General features: G+C 58.1%; 29 protein-coding genes. All 29 read right to left on the bottom strand.

Going from position 1 to position 17205, the window contains the following annotated elements; translation table 11 throughout:
• Positions 1-6: 6 nt before the first annotated feature.
• Positions 7-1404: a UDP-N-acetylmuramoyl-L-alanine--D-glutamate ligase gene (gene murD / locus Q0I19_RS09800; RefSeq protein WP_294760449.1), complete on the bottom strand. Its 1398-nt coding sequence runs from the start codon at positions 1402-1404 to the stop codon at positions 7-9.
• 110 nt (positions 1405-1514) lie between these two features.
• Complete coding sequence (locus Q0I19_RS09795) at positions 1515-2684, bottom strand: ribose-phosphate pyrophosphokinase (RefSeq protein WP_294760447.1); 1170 nt, start codon at positions 2682-2684, stop codon at positions 1515-1517.
• A gap of 218 nt (positions 2685-2902) precedes the next feature.
• Positions 2903-3784: a mechanosensitive ion channel family protein gene (locus Q0I19_RS09790; protein ID WP_294760445.1), complete on the bottom strand. Its 882-nt coding sequence runs from the start codon at positions 3782-3784 to the stop codon at positions 2903-2905.
• A gap of 23 nt (positions 3785-3807) precedes the next feature.
• A complete protein-coding gene (locus Q0I19_RS09785) occupies positions 3808-4914 on the bottom strand; it encodes a hypothetical protein (RefSeq protein ID WP_294760444.1) in 1107 nt (368 codons plus the stop codon).
• A gap of 292 nt (positions 4915-5206) precedes the next feature.
• On the bottom strand, positions 5207-5548 hold the full coding sequence (gene rplQ, locus Q0I19_RS09780) for a 50S ribosomal protein L17 (protein WP_294760443.1): 342 nt from the start codon (positions 5546-5548) through the stop codon (positions 5207-5209).
• 43 nt (positions 5549-5591) lie between these two features.
• Positions 5592-6551, bottom strand: a complete 960-nt coding sequence (locus tag Q0I19_RS09775; protein ID WP_294760441.1) for a DNA-directed RNA polymerase subunit alpha — start codon at positions 6549-6551, stop codon at positions 5592-5594.
• Positions 6552-6627: 76 nt separating this feature from the next.
• A complete protein-coding gene (rpsD, locus tag Q0I19_RS09770; protein ID WP_294760439.1) occupies positions 6628-7230 on the bottom strand; it encodes a 30S ribosomal protein S4 in 603 nt (200 codons plus the stop codon).
• A gap of 20 nt (positions 7231-7250) precedes the next feature.
• Entirely contained in the window at positions 7251-7655 is a 405-nt protein-coding gene (gene rpsK / locus Q0I19_RS09765) for a 30S ribosomal protein S11 (protein ID WP_294760437.1), read from the bottom strand.
• 14 nt (positions 7656-7669) lie between these two features.
• On the bottom strand, positions 7670-8041 hold the full coding sequence (rpsM, locus tag Q0I19_RS09760; RefSeq protein WP_294760436.1) for a 30S ribosomal protein S13: 372 nt from the start codon (positions 8039-8041) through the stop codon (positions 7670-7672).
• A gap of 112 nt (positions 8042-8153) precedes the next feature.
• Positions 8154-8267, bottom strand: a complete 114-nt coding sequence (rpmJ, locus tag Q0I19_RS09755; protein ID WP_078783578.1) for a 50S ribosomal protein L36 — start codon at positions 8265-8267, stop codon at positions 8154-8156.
• Between the two features lie 30 nt (positions 8268-8297).
• Positions 8298-8534, bottom strand: a complete 237-nt coding sequence (gene infA, locus Q0I19_RS09750) for a translation initiation factor IF-1 (RefSeq protein WP_294760435.1) — start codon at positions 8532-8534, stop codon at positions 8298-8300.
• Positions 8535-8560: 26 nt separating this feature from the next.
• Positions 8561-8809 (bottom strand): KOW domain-containing RNA-binding protein, encoded by a 249-nt coding sequence (locus tag Q0I19_RS09745; RefSeq protein ID WP_294760434.1) that lies wholly within the window; start codon positions 8807-8809, stop codon positions 8561-8563.
• Positions 8797-9570 carry a type I methionyl aminopeptidase gene (gene map, locus Q0I19_RS09740; protein ID WP_294760432.1) on the bottom strand — a complete coding sequence of 258 codons (774 nt, stop codon included), beginning with the start codon at positions 9568-9570 and terminating at the stop codon, positions 8797-8799. Before map ends, Q0I19_RS09745 begins: the two co-directional genes overlap by 13 nt.
• Positions 9571-9575: 5 nt before the next feature.
• On the bottom strand, positions 9576-10208 hold the full coding sequence (locus Q0I19_RS09735; RefSeq protein ID WP_294760431.1) for an adenylate kinase: 633 nt from the start codon (positions 10206-10208) through the stop codon (positions 9576-9578).
• 15 nt (positions 10209-10223) lie between these two features.
• Positions 10224-11528, bottom strand: coding sequence for a preprotein translocase subunit SecY (gene secY / locus Q0I19_RS09730; RefSeq protein ID WP_294760429.1), 1305 nt, complete (start codon positions 11526-11528; stop codon positions 10224-10226).
• Position 11529: 1 nt separating this feature from the next.
• Positions 11530-11967, bottom strand: a complete 438-nt coding sequence (gene rplO / locus Q0I19_RS09725) for a 50S ribosomal protein L15 (RefSeq protein ID WP_294760428.1) — start codon at positions 11965-11967, stop codon at positions 11530-11532.
• Between the two features lie 18 nt (positions 11968-11985).
• Entirely contained in the window at positions 11986-12165 is a 180-nt protein-coding gene (gene rpmD, locus Q0I19_RS09720; protein ID WP_113999393.1) for a 50S ribosomal protein L30, read from the bottom strand.
• A gap of 13 nt (positions 12166-12178) precedes the next feature.
• Entirely contained in the window at positions 12179-12682 is a 504-nt protein-coding gene (gene rpsE, locus Q0I19_RS09715) for a 30S ribosomal protein S5 (protein WP_294760426.1), read from the bottom strand.
• Between the two features lie 16 nt (positions 12683-12698).
• Complete coding sequence (gene rplR / locus Q0I19_RS09710) at positions 12699-13058, bottom strand: 50S ribosomal protein L18 (protein WP_294760424.1); 360 nt, start codon at positions 13056-13058, stop codon at positions 12699-12701.
• An 18-nt stretch (positions 13059-13076) separates the two neighbouring features.
• The gene (rplF, locus tag Q0I19_RS09705; RefSeq protein ID WP_294760422.1) at positions 13077-13625 is read right to left on the bottom strand and encodes a 50S ribosomal protein L6; all 549 of its coding nucleotides are present in this window, start codon (positions 13623-13625) and stop codon (positions 13077-13079) included.
• Between the two features lie 16 nt (positions 13626-13641).
• Positions 13642-14040 (bottom strand): 30S ribosomal protein S8, encoded by a 399-nt coding sequence (gene rpsH / locus Q0I19_RS09700; RefSeq protein WP_294760419.1) that lies wholly within the window; start codon positions 14038-14040, stop codon positions 13642-13644.
• Between the two features lie 66 nt (positions 14041-14106).
• Positions 14107-14292 carry a type Z 30S ribosomal protein S14 gene (locus tag Q0I19_RS09695; RefSeq protein ID WP_294760418.1) on the bottom strand — a complete coding sequence of 62 codons (186 nt, stop codon included), beginning with the start codon at positions 14290-14292 and terminating at the stop codon, positions 14107-14109.
• A 14-nt stretch (positions 14293-14306) separates the two neighbouring features.
• Positions 14307-14846: a 50S ribosomal protein L5 gene (gene rplE, locus Q0I19_RS09690; RefSeq protein WP_294760417.1), complete on the bottom strand. Its 540-nt coding sequence runs from the start codon at positions 14844-14846 to the stop codon at positions 14307-14309.
• Between the two features lie 15 nt (positions 14847-14861).
• Positions 14862-15176 carry a 50S ribosomal protein L24 gene (gene rplX / locus Q0I19_RS09685; protein ID WP_294760415.1) on the bottom strand — a complete coding sequence of 105 codons (315 nt, stop codon included), beginning with the start codon at positions 15174-15176 and terminating at the stop codon, positions 14862-14864.
• 16 nt (positions 15177-15192) lie between these two features.
• A complete protein-coding gene (rplN, locus tag Q0I19_RS09680; protein WP_007047286.1) occupies positions 15193-15561 on the bottom strand; it encodes a 50S ribosomal protein L14 in 369 nt (122 codons plus the stop codon).
• A gap of 33 nt (positions 15562-15594) precedes the next feature.
• Entirely contained in the window at positions 15595-15849 is a 255-nt protein-coding gene (gene rpsQ / locus Q0I19_RS09675; RefSeq protein WP_078783565.1) for a 30S ribosomal protein S17, read from the bottom strand.
• 15 nt (positions 15850-15864) lie between these two features.
• Positions 15865-16062, bottom strand: a complete 198-nt coding sequence (gene rpmC / locus Q0I19_RS09670; RefSeq protein ID WP_294760414.1) for a 50S ribosomal protein L29 — start codon at positions 16060-16062, stop codon at positions 15865-15867.
• Positions 16059-16499 carry a 50S ribosomal protein L16 gene (gene rplP / locus Q0I19_RS09665; protein WP_294760413.1) on the bottom strand — a complete coding sequence of 147 codons (441 nt, stop codon included), beginning with the start codon at positions 16497-16499 and terminating at the stop codon, positions 16059-16061. Before rplP ends, rpmC begins: the two co-directional genes overlap by 4 nt.
• On the bottom strand, positions 16499-17203 hold the full coding sequence (gene rpsC, locus Q0I19_RS09660; RefSeq protein ID WP_294760412.1) for a 30S ribosomal protein S3: 705 nt from the start codon (positions 17201-17203) through the stop codon (positions 16499-16501). The genes rplP and rpsC overlap by 1 nt, the downstream gene beginning before the upstream one ends.
• Positions 17204-17205 lie beyond the last annotated feature (2 nt).

Below are 17205 nucleotides of genomic sequence, written 5' to 3'. Positions count from 1 at the left end.
GCGGTTTCAGGTCAGGCTGTTGACGATGGCCTTGTAGTCACGGCCGCGCACCTCAAAGTTGGGGTACAGGTCAAAGGAGGCCGACGCCGGGGACAGGCTGACGATATCCCCCGGCTTGGCGGCAGCGCGGGCCAGCTCTACGGCGTGGCGCATATTGTCGGCATGCAGAATTTCCAGCGATGCCGCGTCAAAATCGGGATGCTCGCGCACAGCCTTCTCGATGCGGGGGCCGGTCGCGCCCATCAGCACCAGCACCTTGACGTGGGCGATGATCTCAGGGGCCAGCGGCTCGTAGGGGATTTTTTTGTCGTAGCCGCCCGCAATCAGAATGATCTTGCGGTCAAAGCTGCGCAGCCCCGCGATGGTGCGGGTGGGGCTGGACGCAATGGAGTCGTTGTAGTAGGTCACGCCGTCCAGCACGCGCACCGGCTCGATGCGATGCTCCACGCCCGTAAAGGTCGAGCCGACCTGACGCATAGCCTCCACCGGCACGCGCCCCCAGACAGCGGCGATGGCTGCCAGCAGGTTTTCGACGTTGTGCAGCCCGCGCAGCTTGATGTCGGCACGGGGCATAACGGGCGTTACGACGCCGTTTTCGGCATAGCAAAGGGTGTCGTCCTCCACGCGCAGAAACGCGCCGTTGTCGGTTTCGTGCAGGCGGGTGAACCAAACCTGCTCGCCCTTGCAGTCGCTCTGCATTGCGCGGGTGATGTCGTTCTCAAAGCCCAGCACGGCGCGGCAGGGCGGCACCTGCCACAGCAAAATATTGCGCTTGGCATCGACATATTCCTGCATATCCTTGTGATGATCCAGGTGGTTGGGCGTGACGTTGGTCACCACCGCCACCTTGGGGCTGGTGCGCATACTGATCAGCTGGAAGCTGGACAATTCGACCACCGCCACAGCGTCCGGCGTAACGTCCGCCAGCTGGGGCAGCAGCGCCGCACCGATGTTGCCGCCCAAGAACACCCTGCGCCCGGCAGCCTCAAACATTTTGGAGATCAGCGTGGTCGTGGTGGTCTTGCCGTCAGAGCCGGTCACCGCGACGATCTCGCAGGGGCAAAGCTCAAAAAACAGCTCTACCTCGCTGGTCACGGTGGTGCCTGCCTGCAGCGCCGCCTGCAGTTCGGGCTTAAAATACTCGTAGCCCGGCGTGCGCATGATGATATCCTGCCCGGCAAAGCCGTCGGTATAGTGCTCGCCCAGGCTCAGGTTGACGTTCAGGCGGCGCAGTGTCTCGGCGTAGTCTCCGAATTCCTCTATGGATTTTTTCTGGTCGCACAGCGTGACCTGCGCGCCCATCTCGACAAACTGTTCCAGGCAGCGCTTGTGACTGACGCCCGCGCCGATAAAGGCAACCTTTTTACCCTGAATTTTCTGCTGTAACTTTTCAATAGGCAGCATGACAAATACCCCCTTCTATATAGCTAATCCCATTATACTCGCCCTGTGCGGATTCTGCAACAAAAATCGGCCCGCCGAAGCGAGCCGAGGAAAGTTTCTGCGCAGGGAAATTACTGCTCGCCGCCCATGGGGATGCCGTGGGAATCCAGCAGGGTGCGGATCTTGGTCATGGGGTCGATGATGCTGGAAACGCTCTTGTCGTGGTTGATGGCAGCGATGAAGTAGGCGGTGTACTTGGACACGTCAACATCGTAGTACCACTCGCGCTGCAGCAGTTCGGGCTTGCGGTAGGTCAGGTTGGTGCCCAGAACTGCCTTGATGATGCCGTCGTTGTACGCCTTGTCGAACTTCTCCAGACCGGCGGTGAACAGCGGGAAGGTGCAGCAGGTAAAGATGTTGCGGGCGCCGCGCATCTTCAGCTCGTAGCCGATGTCCAGCATGGACTCGCCGGAGGCGATGATGTCATCCGCGATAAAGACGTCCTTGTCCTTGACGCTCTCGCCCAGATACTCGTGCGCGACAATGGGGTTGCGGCCGTTGACAACGCGGCTGTAATCGCGGCGCTTGTAGAACATGCCCAGGTTGCAGCCCAGCACGCTGGAATAATACATATTGCGGTTCATGGCGCCCTCATCGGGGGAAACGATCATGAAATGATCCTTATCGAAGTTGACGTTGGGCACATGGTGCAGCAGGCATTTCAGCACCTGATAGGTGGGCATAACGTTGTCGAAACTCATGGTGGGCACGGCGTTCATGACGCGGGGGTCATGGGCATCGAAGGTGATGATGTTCTTGACGCCGACGGCCTTGAGCTGCTGCAGGGAGAAGGCGCAGTCCAGACTTTCGCGGCTGACGCGGCGATGCTGGCGGCCGCCATACAGGCTGGGCATAATGACGCTGATGCGGTGGGCGCGGCCGGAAACGGCCTGGATCAGGCGCATCAGGTTCTGGAAGTGGTCGTCCGGGGAGAGGTGGTTCTCATAGCCGAACAGCTGGTAGGTAACGCTGTAATTGCCCGGATCGACAAAGATGTAGATATCATCGCCGCGGGTAGAGGCTTTGACCAAGCCCTTTGCATCGCCGGATTGGAAACGCGGGCAGTCCGAGGGGATGATAAAAGTATCCACGTCCATGCCGATTTCGCGTGCCCAGCGGACCAGATGTCCGTCAACCATCTTGCACAGTTCCTCTGCGCCGGGGCAAGCAATCAAGCCAAGGTCTGCAATTGCGTTTTCTTTGGCAAAGAAATCGCGCGGGCCAAGATTCTGTTCAGCCATACGAAGTTACTCCTTACTTGCATCTGTTACAATTTTCGGGCGGCGCGCATATCGCCGCTATTATCCCTATTGTAACACAGCAGCGCCGCAAAATCAGCCCAAAATCGTATATTTTTTGTCGCATTTTGCAGATTCTGCAATTTTCACATTCTATGGCGGCGGTAAGCCGAAAATAACTGTAACTTCCTACAAAGGGTGCGCCGCTCTGCCCGCCGCGCTTACGCCTGCTGCTTGTGGACCACGACCTGCGGGAAGGGAATTTCAATGCCGTTGGCGTCGAACAGCTCCTTCAGCTCGCCGTTCAGCACACGCTGGGCACGGAAAATGTCCTTCTCCGCCACCTTGACCGAGAAGTGCAGCAAAATGCCGCTGTCCTGAAATTCCTGTATGCCGTTAAAGTTGGGCAAGTCCTCAAAGACCTCGCTGTTGCGCTCAAAAATTTCCTGCCGGTGGGCGTCGAACACCTCGCGCAGACGGGACATCTTGGTGTCATAGCTTACCGACACCTTGCTGACGGCGTAGCTGTCCTTGCGGGAACGGTTCTGCACGTTGCGGATGTCGGAGTTATTGACGATCTTGCGGTTGCCGCCCGCATCCTCGATGGTCGTGGTGCGCACGCCGATGTCAATGACCTGCCCGCGGAAATCCCCCAGCACAAGGAAATCACCGATCTTGTACTGCCCCTCAAACAGGATAAAGATGCCGGTGATGACATCCTCGATCAGACTTTGCGCGGCAAAGCCGATGATCAGCGAGGCAATGCCGGCAGCTGCCAGCAGCGTCGAGGTGTCCACCCCGGCGGCGTTCAGCAAAAACAAAATGCTGGCGATCACCGCACCGTACTTGACCACGCTGGACAGCATCGCCGACGCGGTTCTGGCGTGGCTGTGCAGTTTTTCCAGCAGCAGCTGCACGGCGGCGTACAAAAACCAGACCGCCGCCAGCCCGGTTACCAGCGGCGACAGCTTGTTGCCGCGCAGAAAATACCCAAACACGGCAAACAGCACAACGCACGCCGCCAAAATGACCATATACCCGGCGCTGCCGGATTTTTTCGGCTGCCGTTCGGGGGCAGCGGGGCTTTGCATTTCCTTGCTCATAAGTACGACCTCTTTTCTGTTTGTCAGGGTAGGTATTCGGCAATGGCCTGCTCATAGGCGGCGCGGTCTGCGTCCGGTGCATTGCCCGTCATCAAAAGATTCATCGTCTGCCAGTCGGTCTGCGGCAGCTCGGACAGGACATAGGTATAGGTCACGGTGCTGTATTTGCCATAGTCGGGGTACTCAATGGCGAGGGTCAGCTCCTCGTCCTTCAGCTCCTGCAGCTTTTTGTCGCTGAGGTTGAAGCAGACCGCATAGTAGGCGTGGCGAATGACGTCCTCCGACATAGGCGGCTGACCGTCCGCCGTGCTCTTTACGGCGCCGATGTCCGCGCAGCAGATGGAGGGGATGTCGCTGCCCGCGCCCTCAGCGGTTGGGTAGAGGTACGCCAGCGCCATATGGTTGTAGAGGAAACGGCACTCGTCATAGGCGGGGTTGTCCGGCTCGGCGGCGGCAGCCCGGCGGGTTTCGCGCTGGGTGTACTCGCTCCAGGAAGCAATGGGTGCGCGCAGAAGCTCGGCTGCGCCCAAGTCCGCCGTGTAGACATAGCCGCCGCTGCGCCACGGATTTTCGGTGGTGCCGTCCTGCTGCTGGCAAATCTCCACGGGGAAAAGCACGCACAGTTGGTTGGCGTAGCCGTACTCCGACTGCCCCGTCACCACAAATGCGCCCTGCACCTGCGGCGGCTCGATGTATAGATCGGCATCCTCGGGCGGCGGCATCGGCTCTGCCGGGGTCGGCACCGGGGTCGGCTGCTGTGTAGGCGCTGCCGTTGGCTGCTGTGTAGGTGCTGCCGTCGGCTGCTGGGCGGGCGCAGCGGTGGGGGTTGGCGCCTGGGTGGGGGCTGGGGTCGGCTGCACAAGGTCGGTGCCGATGGGCAGCCGGGGCAGTGTCAGTTCTATCTGCGGGATCGCCGCCGCAGACAGCAGCATCAGCACCGCCAGACTCAGCAGGCTGCTGCGCAGCAGACGCAGCTTTTTTAGGTACAGCCTGCGCTTGCGCGTTTTCTCCGGCGCGGCAGGGCGGTACAGCGGCTGTGCAGGCTGCATTTCACACCCCGGGTCGGCGTATTCGCACCCGGGATCGGCGTATTCCTGCAGTGTGTCGGTCGAAAATTCGTAGTCCCGCATGGGCGGCTCCCCTCCCCTCTTATATAAAGTATAGACACATTTTTCAACGTTTGTCAATATATTTTGTGCATTTGCGCTATTTTGCAATTTCCCCGTTAGGTTGCATTGCCGGGATGGCGGCGGGCGGTCCATGACCGCCCCTACGGACTGACCCGTGATAATGCCTTTACCGCAAAGCCGCGGGCGGGGCTTGCCCCGCCCCTGCAACGCGGCTGCGCAGCGATTCGCGCACAACAAAAAACTCCGCCCGCTATACAGCAGACGGAGTTCTTTTATCTATTCAATCTGTTAATCAGACCAACTCGATAATGGCCATCTCGGCAGCGTCACCGCGGCGAGGGCCGGTCTTGTAGATGCGGGTGTAGCCACCGGTGCGGTCGGCATACTTGGGACCGATCTCATCAATAACCTTCTTGGCAACATCTTCCTTGGTGATGTAGGAGAAGACCTGACGCTTTGCGTGCAGATCGTCCTGCTTACCCAGGGTGACCATCTTCTCAGCCATGGAACGAACTTCCTTGGCGCGGGTAACGGTGGTCTCGATTTTGCCGTTCTCGAACAGGTAGGTCACCATAGCGCGCAGCATAGCGTTGCGGCTGTCGGTGGTGCGACCGAGTTTACGGGTACCGGGCATTTCGATTCACTCCTTATCAATAGAATCCGCGTATAGCGGGGGGTTAGTTTTCGTCGTCCTTGGTCAAAGAGAAACCAAGGCTGTCGAGCTTGGCCATAACCTCTTCCAGGCTCTTGCGGCCGAGGTTACGGACCTTCATCATCTCGTCCTCACTCTTGTTGATGAGGTCGCCGACGGTGTTGATACCGGCGCGCTTCAGGCAGTTGAAGGAACGGACGCTCAGATCCAGTTCTTCAATCGTCATTTCCAGCGCCTTTTCGCGGCCCTGATCCTCGTTATCCACCATGATCTCGGTCTCGCCGGTCTCATCGCAGAGATTTACGAACAGATTCAGGTGCTCGGTCAGCACGCGTGCCGCCAGGCTGAGAGCCTCCTGCGAGTTGATGGTGCCGTCGGTCCAGACTTCCATAATGAGCTTGTCATAGTCGGTGATCTGGCCCACGCGGGTACGGTCAACAATGTAGTTGGCTTTCAGAACGGGGGTGTAGATGCTGTCCACAGGCAGGGTGCTGATATCGTTTTTCTCGATCAGTGCCTGCTTGTTGCGTTCAGCGGGAACGTAGCCGCGGCCCTTATCAAAGGTCAGCTCCATTACCAGCTTTGCGCCCTCGCCCAGGGTGGCAATGTGCCACTCGGGGTTCAGGATCTCCAAGTCATCACCGGATTTGATGGTGCCGGCGGTAACTTCGCAGGGGCCGACGGCCTCTACGCGAACAGTCTTGGGGGCCTCGCCGTAGATCTTGGCGGCGATACCCTTCAGGTTCAGGACGATTTCGGTAACATCCTCACGGACGCCCTCGATGGTGGAAAACTCATGAACCACGCCGTCGATCTTGACGCTGGTCACGGCCACACCGGGCAGAGAGGACAAAAGCACGCGACGCAAGCTGTTGCCCAAGGTCGTGCCGAAGCCGCGCTCCAGCGGCTCGACGACGAACTTACCGTAACGGCCGTCCGGAGACAGGCTGACCGTTTCGATCTTGGGGCGTTCGATCTCCATCATAAAAACCCTCCTTATTCAGCCGACGCAAAGAAAATTGCATCGGTTCGGTTGGAAAAAACGGTAATACTTCAGAGGATTACTTGGAGTACAACTCGACGATGAGGTGCTCAGCGATAGGCACATCGATGTCCTCACGAGCGGGCAGCTTGGTAACGGTGCCCTTCAGAGCGTTCTTGTCGCGCTCCAGCCAGGAAGGCAGCAGCACAACGGGAGCGTCCTCGCCCAGCAGACCGCTGAACTTAACGCTGGAACGGCTGGACTCGATAACCTCGATCACATCGCCCGCCTTAACCTGGTAAGAGGGGATGTTGACGCGTTTGCCATTGACAGTAAAGTGATTGTGGGAAACCAGCTGACGAGCGTCGCGGCGGGTCTTGGCAAAGCCCAGACGGAACACGACGTTGTCCAGACGGCGCTCCACCAGAACCAGCAGGTTGACACCGGTCTGGCCGGGCATGCGGGAGGCCTTCTCATAGTAGGTATGGAACTGGGTCTCCAGGATACCGTAGATGAACTTGACCTTCTGCTTTTCGTTCAGCTGGGTGGCGTACTCGCTCTTCTTCTTTCTCATCTGGCCGCCGGGGTTACGGTTGGTGGTCTTTTTGCCATAACCCATAACAGCAGGAGAAATGCCGAGAGCACGGCAGCGCTTAGCGATAGGTTGGGTATTCTTAGCCATATCTCATGTTCTCCTTTCAATCAAACGCGGCGGCGTTTGGGCGGGCGGCAGCCATTGTGAGGAATGGGGGTCACATCACGGATCATGGTGACTTCCAAACCGGTTGCCTGCAGGGCGCGGATGGCGCTTTCACGGCCGGAACCGGGGCCCTTAACGTAGACCTCAACGGTCTTCATGCCATGCTCGATAGCAGCCTTGGCAGCAACCTCAGCGGCGCTCTGCGCAGCATAAGGAGTGCTCTTGCGGGAACCACGGAAGTTCAACGAACCAGTGCTGCACCAAGAAACGGTGTTGCCCTGAGTATCGGTGATGGTCACGATGGTGTTGTTAAAGGTGCTCTGGATGTGAGCAGCACCAGCGCTGATATTCTTGCGCTCTTTTTTCTTAGTGCGGGTTTTTGCCGCAGTAGCTTTGTTAGCAGCCATTTCTCAGTTCCTCCTTACTTCTTTTTGTTAGCGACAGTGCGCTTGGGACCTTTGCAGGTACGGGCATTGGTCTTAGTGCGCTGGCCGCGGCAGGGAAGACCCTTGCGATGGCGCACACCACGGAAGCACTGAATCTCAGTCAGACGCTTGATGTCCAGCGCAACGTTACGGCGCAGGTCACCTTCTACCATGATGTTGTTTTTGTCGATGTAGTCACGGATCTTGGCTTCTTCATCAGCAGTCAGATCCTTGACGCGGGTATCAGGGTTAATTCCGGTACCGGCGAGAATCTCGTCGGCAGTGGACTGACCGATACCGTAAACATAAGTCAGACCAACTTGGATCCGCTTCTCGCGAGGCAGATCAACACCAGCAATACGTGCCATAAAGCACCTCCATAATAACATCCCATGTCCTGGTCGGGGCCTGCGCCGGGAATCTACGCACTTGGCCCCCAAGCGTTTTGGGTACGGTTTCCGCGGTCAAAACCGCGGACCTTTAGCCCTGACGCTGCTTATGCTTCGGATTGGCGCAGATGATCATTACGCGGCCTTTGCGCTTAATGACCTTGCACTTCTCGCAAATGGGTTTCACGGAAGGTTTTACCTTCATGATGTTAACCTCCTTTATAACACAAGGCGCTTACTTGGAACGCCAGGTGATCCGGGCTTTGGTCAGGTCGTAGGGGCTCATTTCCATGGTGACCTTATCGCCGGGCAGGATGCGGATGAAATTCGTCCGCAGCTTGCCGGAGATATGGGCCATAACAAGGTGTCCGTTGGGTTTGCCCTCTTTGTTGAGAAGCTCGACCTTGAACACGGTGTTGGGCATAGCCTCGCGTACGATACCTTCTACTTCGATGACATCTTCTTTAGACAAGCTGAATGCCTCCTTGAAGGGTTCCGTCAGTTCCGCGCTGCGTCATAGGCGCAGATCGCATCCCTGAGTTGTTGATCGCTTTTCAGAAGCTCGTTTTCGAGAACGGTGGTCGTGGGGGCAACGTGCTGCATTTTCTTGCGTTTGGGGTTTTCCACTTTGCGCAGATTCCCGTCCGCCAGAAGCAGCATCTGCCCTTCCACCGCCAGAACAGCAAGGGTGCGTGTTTTGTCGCGTCCGGCTTTGGAGCGAACCAGCTGACCTTTTACAAAGTCCATTCCGGATCCTCCCAGCCGCGCGTCAGAACTTCGGCACCGGCCGTGGTGATAGCCATAGTATGCTCAAAATGAGCAGCCAAACCGCCGTCACACGTTTTCACCGTCCAGCCGTCCTTCAGCGTCTTTACCGCGTACTTGTACTGGCAGACCATCGGTTCCACCGCAATGCACATGCCGGGCACCAGGCGCGGGCCGCGCCCTGCGTTGCCGAAGTTCGGAACTTCCGGGTCCTCGTGCAGCTCCTTGCCGACGCCATGGCCGACAAAGGTGCGCACGACCGAGAAGCCGTTTTCCTCAACGTAGGACTGGACCGCATGGCTGATATCCCCCACCCGGTTGCCGCCCCGCGCCATTTCAATGCCGCGGTGCAGGCTCTCTTTGGTAACATCCAGCAGCCGCTGGGCTTCCAGGTCGAGCTTGCCGCATCCGTAGGTGCAGGCATTGTCGCCGTTGAAGCCGTCGATCTTGCAGCCGGTATCGATCGAAACGATGTCGCCGGGGCGGATCTGCTGCTGTCTGTTGGGGATACCGTGAATAACGGTGTCATTCACACTGATGCACGCCGTGGCCGGAAAGCCGTACAGGTGCAGGAAGTTGGGTCTTGCACCGTGGCGCACGATAAAGTCGTAGATGATTTTGTCGATCTCAGCGGTAGTGATACCGGGTTCGATCGCTTCGCCGCCTGCCTTGAGGGCCGCCGCGCTGATGGCGCAGGCCTTCCTCATTTTTTCAAGCTCGGCAGCATTTTTAATTTGGATCATGGATTTCAAGCCTCCAAAAGCTTGAGAAGATATGCGGTAGTCGCTTCGATGGAGCCCTGATCGGGCACTTCCACCAGCTTGCCGCGCTCACGGTAGAACGCTACCAGCGGCTCGGTCTGCTGATGATAGGCTTTCAGGCGGTCCAGGACGGTGGCGGGCTCGTCATCCTTGCGGATGGCCAGCTCACCGCCGCAGCGGTCGCATACGCCTTCTTTGGCGCTGGGTTTATTGACGATGTGGTAGCTTGCACCGCACTGGGCGCAGACGCGGCGGCCGGACATGCGCTTGGTAATGGCCTCGTCGGCAACGATCAAGTTGACGACCTTGTCGATCTCCACGCCCATCTGCTCCAGGGCCTCGCCCTGTGCGATAGTGCGCGGCATACCGTCCAGAATGAAGCCGTTCGCGCAGTCGGGTTCGGCCAGGCGCTCTTTGACGATGCCGACGATGACGTCGTCGGGCACCAGAGCACCTGCGTCCATAAAGCTCTTAGCCTTTTTGCCCATCGGGGTGCCTTCCTTGACGGCGGCACGCAGAATATTGCCGGTGGAGATGGTGGGGATGCCCAGCTTGTCGCAGAGGATCTCTGCCTGGGTACCCTTACCTGCGCCGGGGGCGCCCAAAAGGATCAGTTTCATCGCTCATTCCCTTTCTTATTCCAAGAACCCTTTGTGATAACGGGCGGTCATATAGCCTTCCAAAGAACGACCGGTTTCCAAAGCCACACCCACAACGATCAGCAGGCTGGTACCACCCAACTGGATGGAGGTGCCGGTGATGTTGCCCAGGATGATGGGCAGGCCCGCGACGATAGCCAGGAAGATGGCGCCGATCAGGGTGATCTTGCTCAGGGTCTTGGTGATAAAGTCGCTGGTGGGCTTGCCGGGGCGGATACCGGGGATCGTGCCGTTGTTTTTACGCAACTGGTTGGCGATATCCACGGGATTGTACTGGATCGCAACGTAGAAATAGTTGAACGCAACGATCAGCAATACATATACGATAAGGTACAGAACACTGTTGTAGTTGAATGCGCGGAAGAACGCATACAGGGCGGGGTGATCTGCGGCGCTTACATTGAAGAAGCGGAAGATCAGACCGGGCAGGCTGCACAGCGTCGAAGCAAAGATGATGGGCATAACGCCGGTCATGTTCACCTTGATGGGGATGTAGCTTGCCTGACCGCCGTACATCTTGCGGCCCATAACGCGCTTGGCGTACTGCACGGGGATGCGGCGCTCTGCATTGGTCAGGATGACCACGAAGATCACGGCAGCCACGGCCAGGACGACCAGCAGGGGCAGCAGAATGTAGAACATGGGTTCGCCGTTCTGGGCACGGGCCAGAATGTTGTTCACAGCACTGGACAGGCTGGACCAACGGGCCACGATGCCGGCGAAGATCATCAGCGAGATACCGTTGCCGATACCCTTATCGTCGATCTGGTTGCCCAGCCAGGTGCAGAGCTGAGAGCCTGCGGTGAACGCCAGAATAATGACGACGGCACTGAAGATGCCTGCGAAGCCCTCGGTATAGCGGAGGGCGCCCATGTTGCGGATGATGAAGTAGTAGCCGATGGAAAGCATCAGGCCGATGCCCGCGCCAACATAGTTGGTGATGCGGCGCATCTTGCGCTGGCCTTCCTCCCCTTCCTTGGAGAGGTTCTCCAGGTACGGGATGGCGACCGCCAGCAGCTGCATGATGATGGAGGCATTGATGGCGGGCTGCACACCCAGAGCGAAAATGGTGCATTCGCTCAGAGCGCCGCCGCTCATCATATTCAGGTACTCCAGCATATCACCGGTGCCGCCGGCAAACATCGTGGTCAGTGCGCCGGCGCTGATGTAGGGCACCGGGATCGCACAGCCCAGACGGAACAGAACGAGGATCAGAAGGGTGAAAAGAAGCCGTTTGCGAAGATCTTCGATCTTCCATGCATTACGGAAGGTTTCAAACACCTTACATCACCTCAGCCTTCCCGCCCGCTTTCTCGATTTTTTCCTTGGCGGAGGCCGTATAGGCGGCTACCTGCACGTTGAGAGCCTTGGTCAGCTCGCCGTTGCCCAGCACCTTGACGCCGTCCAGCGTCTTGGAGATGATGCCGGCCTTCAGCAGGGCGGCAGTATCAACGGTGGAACCGGCCTCGAACTTCTCGAGGTCAGATACCTTGATGGTAACATACTTGGTTGCGAAAACGTTGTTGAAGCCGCGCTTCGGCAGACGGCGCTGCAAAGGCATCTGACCGCCTTCGAAGCCGGCCTTCTTGACGCCGGAACGAGCTTTCTGACCCTTGTGGCCGTAGCCAGCGGTCTTGCCGTTGCCGGAACCGGCACCGCGGCCCTTGCGGGTCACGGCCTTACGGGCACCGGCGGAAGCTTTCAGTTCATGAAGTTTCATTGCTTGCACCTCCTTGCGTTACGCCTTGGTCACGACAACCAGGTGGGCGATCTTGGCGATCTTGCCCTGGGTGGCTGCGTTATCGGGCTGCTCGGTAACCTCACCGGGACGGTTCAGACCGAGAGAGTGTGCAACAGCGATCTGCTCCTTGCCGCGGCCGATCAGGCTCTTGGCAAGACGAATGGTAACTTTTTCCATTGTGGCACCCTCCTTAACCCAAGATCTCGGCAACAGTCTTGCCGCGCTTTGCTGCGACGCTCTCAGCATCGGTCAGGTTGCACAGACCGGTGAAGGTGGCAGCAGTAACGTTGATGGGGTTGCTGGAACGCAGGCTCTTGGCGCGGATGTCCTTGATGCCGGCGCACTCGAGCACGGCACGGACAGGACCGCCGGCCAGAACGCCGGTACCGACAGCGGCGGGACGCATCAGAACGCGGCCGGCGCCGAACTCGCCCACGATCTCGTGGGGAATGGTGCTGCCCTTCAGGCAGACCTTGTGCATGTTCTTCTTGGCGGCTTCTTCGCCCTTGCGGATAGCCTCGGGAACTTCGCCGGACTTGCCGACGCCGTAGCCGACGCTGCCCTTGCCGTCGCCAACAACGATCAGGGCAGCGAACTTCATAACGCGGCCGCCCTTAACGGTCTTGGAAACGCGGTTGATGGAGACGACCTTGGTGATCATGCCGTCATCTTGTTCTCTTCTCTGCATGGCCATTGTATCTTCTCCCTCCTTACAGCTTCAGGCCGGCTTCACGGGCACCCTCAGCGAGTGCCTGCACACGACCCTGGTAGACGAAACCGCCGCGGTCGTAGACCACTTCGGTAATGCCCTTTTCGAGGCACTTCTTAGCGACTGCCTCGCCGACTTTCTTAGCGGCCTCGATGTTGCCGCCGTAAGCGTTGAAATCTTTGTCCATGCTGGAAGCGCTGGCCAGGGTAACGCCCTTATCATCATCGATGACCTGAGCGTAAATGTGCTTGGCAGAGCGGAAAACATCCAGACGGGGACGCTCGGCGGTGCCGCTGATCTTGCCGCGAACACGGCGGTGACGGCGCAGACGAGCAACGTTCTTATCAGCCTTATTGACCATAATGTTTCTCCTCTCCTATTATTTACCCTTGCCGGCTTTGCCTTCCTTGCGGATGACATACTCGCCAACATAGCGGATGCCCTTGCCCTTGTAAGGCTCGGGGGGACGGACGCCGCGGACTTCGGCAGCGAACTGGCCGACTTCCTGCTTGTCGATACCGACGATGCTGAAATGCAGAGCATCCTTCAGCTCGATCTTGATGGTATCGGTGTCCTCAAACTCAACAGGATGAGAGAAGCCAAGGGTCAGGGTCAGCTTGTTGCCCTGCTTGGCAGCACGGTAGCCAACGCCCTGGATCTCCAGGTCCTTGCGGAAGCCCTCGGTAACACCGACAACCATGTTGTGGATGAGGGTGCGGGTCAGGCCGTGCAGGCTGCGAGCCTCTTTTTCGTCATTGGGGCGGGTAACCAAAATCTCATTGCCTTCGACAGCAACAGTCATCAAAGGATGATATTTGGAATGCAGGCTACCCTTGGGGCCCTTGACGGTGATGGCGTGCTCGGCCGCATCGACCTTAACTTCCACACCGGCGGGAATGACGATGGGTTTTCTTCCAATTCTCGACATTGTCTATACCCCTTTCTTACCACACAAAGGCGAGGACTTCGCCGCCGACATGAGCTGCGCGGGCGGCCTTGTCGGTCATAACGCCTTTAGAGGTGGAGATGATTGCGGTGCCCAGGCCCTTCATGACCTTGGGCATATCTTCGCAGTTGGTGTAAATACGCAGGCCGGGCTTAGAAACGCGCTTCAGGCCGGCGATGACCGGAGTACCGTTTTCCATGTACTTCAGGGTCAGGGTGATGGTCCCCTGCTTGTTGTCCTCGGTCACTTTCATACCCTTGACGTAACCCTCGTCAACCAGGATCTGGCAGATGGCCTTCTTCAGGTTGGAAGCGGGGATATCCACGGAAGGGTGTTTGGCAGTGCTAGCGTTGCGGATGCGAGTCAGCAGGTCCGCGATAGGATCAGTAATTTGCATGCCACTAACCTCCTTAGGTTGTGTTAAAAGGTTTTGTTATTCGTTCAGACAGAAGCAATCAAGGGCTTACCAGGAAGCCTTCTTGACGCCGGGGATCTCGCCCTTGTAAGCCAGCTCACGGAAGCAGATACGGCAGACACCGTACTTGCGCAGGTAAGCGTGGGGACGGCCGCAGATCTTGCAGCGGTTGTAGGCGCGGGTCGAGAACTTGGCGGGTGCCTGCTGCTTGAGCTTCATAGAAGTTTTAGCCATTGTGGTTCCCTCCCTTAGTTAGCGAACGGAGCGCCCAGAGCCTTCAGCAGCTCTTTGGCCTCCTCGTCGGTCTTGGCGGTGGTGACGAAGCAGATATCCATGCCGCGGATCGCATCGACCTTATCGAAGTCGATTTCGGGGAAGATGATCTGCTCCTTCAGGCCGAAGGCGTAGTTGCCGCGGCCGTCGAAGCTGTTGCCGTTGATGCCGCGGAAGTCGCGAACACGGGGCAGAGCCACGTTGAACAGGCGGTCGACAAACTCGTACATACGCTCACCGCGCAGGGTGACCTTAGCGCCGATGGGCATGCCCTGGCGCAGCTTGAAGTTTGCAACGCTGTGCTTAGCCTTGCAAACGACGGCCTTCTGGCCGGTGATCAAGCCCAGGTCAGCGACGATGGCGTCGATGACCTTGGCGTTTTCCTTAGCCTCGCCGGCGGCAACATTGATGATGACCTTATCCAGCTTGGGGATCTGCATAACGCTCTTGTAGCCGAACTTCTTGTTCAGGGCCGGAGCGATCTCGTTGACATACTGTTCTTTCAAACGTGCCATTGTGTAACTCCTCCCTTACAGTTCAGCGCCGCACTTGCGGCAGACGCGGACGGTCTTGCCGTCCTTGACAGAATGGCCCACGCGGGTAGCCTTGCCGCACTTGGGGCAGACAGGCTGCACCTTGCAGGCATAGATAGCGCCCTCGGCCTTAACGATGCCGCCCTGCTCGCCCTGACGACGAGGCTTGACGTGCTTCGTGACCATGTTCAGGCCCTCGACAATGACCTTGCCCTCTTTGGGGGAGGTCTGCAGGACCTTGCCGGTCTTGCCCTTGTCCTTACCGGAGATGATCATAACGTTGTCGCCGGTTTTAACATGAAGAGTATTCATTCTTATTAAAACCTCCTTACAGCGATTCCGGAGCCAAGCTCAGGATCTTGGTGAAGCCTGCGTCACGCAATTCACGAGCGACAGGTCCAAAGATACGGGTGCCCTTGGGGCTCTTGTCGGCCATGACGATAACGGCGGCGTTCTCATCAAAGCGGATGTAGGAGCCGTCGTCACGGCGCAGGCCGTGCTTGCTGCGGACGATAACGGCCTTGACCACATCGCCCTTCTTAACGGTGCCACCGGGGGCAGCCTTCTTGACGCTGCACACAACGATGTCGCCGATGTTTGCGTATCTCTTGCGGGTACCGCCCAGTACACGGAAGCACATTAACTCCTTAGCACCGGTATTGTCGGCCACTTTGAGATAAGTTTGCATCTGAACCATCTTTCAGGTCCTCCTTTCAAAGTACCAGGCTGATTATTTTGCTTTCTCGATGATCTTGACCAGACGCCAGTTGACGTCCTTAGAAATCTTGCGGGTCTCCATGATCTCAACGCGGTCGCCGATGCCGGCTTCGTTGTTTTCGTCATGGGCCTTGAACTTCTTGGTGCGCTTCAGGATCTTCTTGTACAGAGGGTGCTGGACGCTGTCCTTAACTGCAACAACGATGGTCTTGTCCATCTTGTCGGAGACGACGACGCCCACGCGGGTCTTTCTCAGATTACGTTCCATGTCTTACCCTCCCTCTTAAGCGTTTTTGGCATTCTTCTCAGCCAGGACGGTCATCACGCGGGCGATGTCCTTCTTAACGGCTTCGATACGAATGGGGTTGTCCAACTGGTTGATGGCGTGCTGAAAGCGCAGGTTGAAGAGTTCGGCCTTCAGGTCCTTGAGCTGCTTGTTCAGCTCGACAGCGGTCATTTCGCGCAGTTCAGTGGCTTTCATTCAGCGTCACCCTCCTTTACAGTGTCAAGCTCTTCGCGCTTGACGAATTTGCAGCGAACCGGCAGCTTGTGGCTGGCCAGACGCAGAGCCTCGCGGGCAACATCCTCGCTGACATCAGCCAGCTCGAAGAGCACGCGGCCCGGCTTGACAACGGCTACCCAGTACTCGGGGCTGCCTTTACCGGAACCCATACGAGTGCCGGCGGGCTTTTCGGTAACGGGCTTGTCGGGGAAGATCTTGATCCAGACCTTGCCGCCACGCTTGATATAACGGGTCATGGCAATACGGGCCGCCTCGATCTGGTTGGAGGTGATCCAGGCCGGCTCCAGTGCAACCAGACCGTAATCGCCCTGGTTGACCTTGTTGCCGCGCATGGCCTTGCCGGTCATGCGGCCGCGCTGAACGCGGCGGTACTTAACACGCTTAGGCAGTAACATTACTGTTTGCCTCCTTCCTTCTTGGCGGGGGCTTTGGCACCCTTCAGGATCTCGCCTTTGTAGATCCAAACCTTAACGCCGACCTTACCATAGGTGGTGTTGGCCTCGGCAAAGCCGTAGTCGATATCGGCACGCAGAGTCTGCAGGGGGATGGTGCCCTCGTGGTAGCTCTCGGTACGGGCGATATCAGCGCCGGCCAGACGGCCGGAGCAGGTGACCTTGATACCCTTTGCGGGGGTAACGCTGCGGTCACGGGGCTGCATGGCGTTGCGGATGCACTGCTTCATGGCGCGGCGGAACGCGATACGGCGCTCCAGCTGGGAAGCAACATCCTCAGCAGCCAGCTGAGCATTGGTGGAGGTGCCCTTGACCTCGATGATGTTCAGGTTCACAGCCTTGCCGGTCATTGCGGCGAGCTGCTTCTCGATCTTAGCGCTCTCAGCGCCGCCCTTACCGATAACGATACCGGGCTTAGCGCAGAAGACGTTGACCTTAACGCGGGGGGCGCCGGTCTGGCTGTCCACAGTACGCTCGATCTCGATCTTAGGAACGCCGGCAGCATACAGCTGCTTCTTCAGGGTGGTGCGGATCTTGTGATCCTCTACCAGGGTGTCGCCGAATGCCTGCTTAGAGGTAAACCAGCGGCTGTCCCAATCTTTGATTACGCCCACGCGCATGCCGTGGGGATTGACTTTCTGGCCCATTT

Origin of the sequence: uncultured Gemmiger sp. (genome assembly GCF_934561205.1) — a bacterium.
Lineage (GTDB): Bacteria > Bacillota > Clostridia > Oscillospirales > Ruminococcaceae > Gemmiger.
The sequence above is the reverse complement of the archived record's forward strand: the minus strand, read 5'-3'. Positions and strand labels throughout refer to the sequence as shown.

Bases quoted from the DNA above. Each gene is read 5' to 3' on its own strand.
- rpmD (WP_113999393.1), bottom strand. From the start codon at position 12,165: ATGGAAAAAGTTACCATTCGTCTTGCCAAGAGCCTGATCGGCCGCGGC.
- rpsH (WP_294760419.1), bottom strand. From the start codon at position 14,040: ATGCAAATTACTGATCCTATCGCGGACCTGCTGACTCGCATCCGCAAC.
- Q0I19_RS09745 (WP_294760434.1), bottom strand. From the start codon at position 8,809: ATGGACTTTGTAAAAGGTCAGCTGGTTCGCTCCAAAGCCGGACGCGAC.
- rpmJ (WP_078783578.1), bottom strand. From the start codon at position 8,267: ATGAAGGTAAAACCTTCCGTGAAACCCATTTGCGAGAAGTGCAAGGTC.
- rpsE (WP_294760426.1), bottom strand. From the start codon at position 12,682: ATGGCCATGCAGAGAAGAGAACAAGATGACGGCATGATCACCAAGGTC.
- rplE (WP_294760417.1), bottom strand. From the start codon at position 14,846: ATGGCACGTTTGAAAGAACAGTATGTCAACGAGATCGCTCCGGCCCTG.
- rplX (WP_294760415.1), bottom strand. From the start codon at position 15,176: ATGAATACTCTTCATGTTAAAACCGGCGACAACGTTATGATCATCTCC.
- Q0I19_RS09735 (WP_294760431.1), bottom strand. From the start codon at position 10,208: ATGAAACTGATCCTTTTGGGCGCCCCCGGCGCAGGTAAGGGTACCCAG.
- rpsK (WP_294760437.1), bottom strand. From the start codon at position 7,655: ATGGCTGCTAACAAAGCTACTGCGGCAAAAACCCGCACTAAGAAAAAA.
- rplF (WP_294760422.1), bottom strand. From the start codon at position 13,625: ATGTCGAGAATTGGAAGAAAACCCATCGTCATTCCCGCCGGTGTGGAA.
- rplO (WP_294760428.1), bottom strand. From the start codon at position 11,967: ATGAAACTTCATGAACTGAAAGCTTCCGCCGGTGCCCGTAAGGCCGTG.
- rplQ (WP_294760443.1), bottom strand. From the start codon at position 5,548: ATGCCCGGTACCCGTAAACTCGGTCGCACCACCGACAGCCGCAACGCT.
- rpsC (WP_294760412.1), bottom strand. From the start codon at position 17,203: ATGGGCCAGAAAGTCAATCCCCACGGCATGCGCGTGGGCGTAATCAAA.
- Q0I19_RS09790 (WP_294760445.1), bottom strand. From the start codon at position 3,784: ATGAGCAAGGAAATGCAAAGCCCCGCTGCCCCCGAACGGCAGCCGAAA.
- Q0I19_RS09795 (WP_294760447.1), bottom strand. From the start codon at position 2,684: ATGGCTGAACAGAATCTTGGCCCGCGCGATTTCTTTGCCAAAGAAAAC.
- rpsD (WP_294760439.1), bottom strand. From the start codon at position 7,230: ATGGCTAAGAATACCCAACCTATCGCTAAGCGCTGCCGTGCTCTCGGC.
- rplN (WP_007047286.1), bottom strand. From the start codon at position 15,561: ATGGTTCAGATGCAAACTTATCTCAAAGTGGCCGACAATACCGGTGCT.
- Q0I19_RS09785 (WP_294760444.1), bottom strand. From the start codon at position 4,914: ATGCGGGACTACGAATTTTCGACCGACACACTGCAGGAATACGCCGAT.
- rpsM (WP_294760436.1), bottom strand. From the start codon at position 8,041: ATGGCACGTATTGCTGGTGTTGATCTGCCTCGCGAGAAGCGGATCCAA.
- rplR (WP_294760424.1), bottom strand. From the start codon at position 13,058: ATGGTCAATAAGGCTGATAAGAACGTTGCTCGTCTGCGCCGTCACCGC.
- rpsQ (WP_078783565.1), bottom strand. From the start codon at position 15,849: ATGGAACGTAATCTGAGAAAGACCCGCGTGGGCGTCGTCGTCTCCGAC.
- Q0I19_RS09695 (WP_294760418.1), bottom strand. From the start codon at position 14,292: ATGGCTAAAACTTCTATGAAGCTCAAGCAGCAGGCACCCGCCAAGTTC.
- rplP (WP_294760413.1), bottom strand. From the start codon at position 16,499: ATGTTACTGCCTAAGCGTGTTAAGTACCGCCGCGTTCAGCGCGGCCGC.
- murD (WP_294760449.1), bottom strand. From the start codon at position 1,404: ATGCTGCCTATTGAAAAGTTACAGCAGAAAATTCAGGGTAAAAAGGTT.
- rpmC (WP_294760414.1), bottom strand. From the start codon at position 16,062: ATGAAAGCCACTGAACTGCGCGAAATGACCGCTGTCGAGCTGAACAAG.
- map (WP_294760432.1), bottom strand. From the start codon at position 9,570: ATGATCCAAATTAAAAATGCTGCCGAGCTTGAAAAAATGAGGAAGGCC.
- Q0I19_RS09775 (WP_294760441.1), bottom strand. From the start codon at position 6,551: ATGATGGAGATCGAACGCCCCAAGATCGAAACGGTCAGCCTGTCTCCG.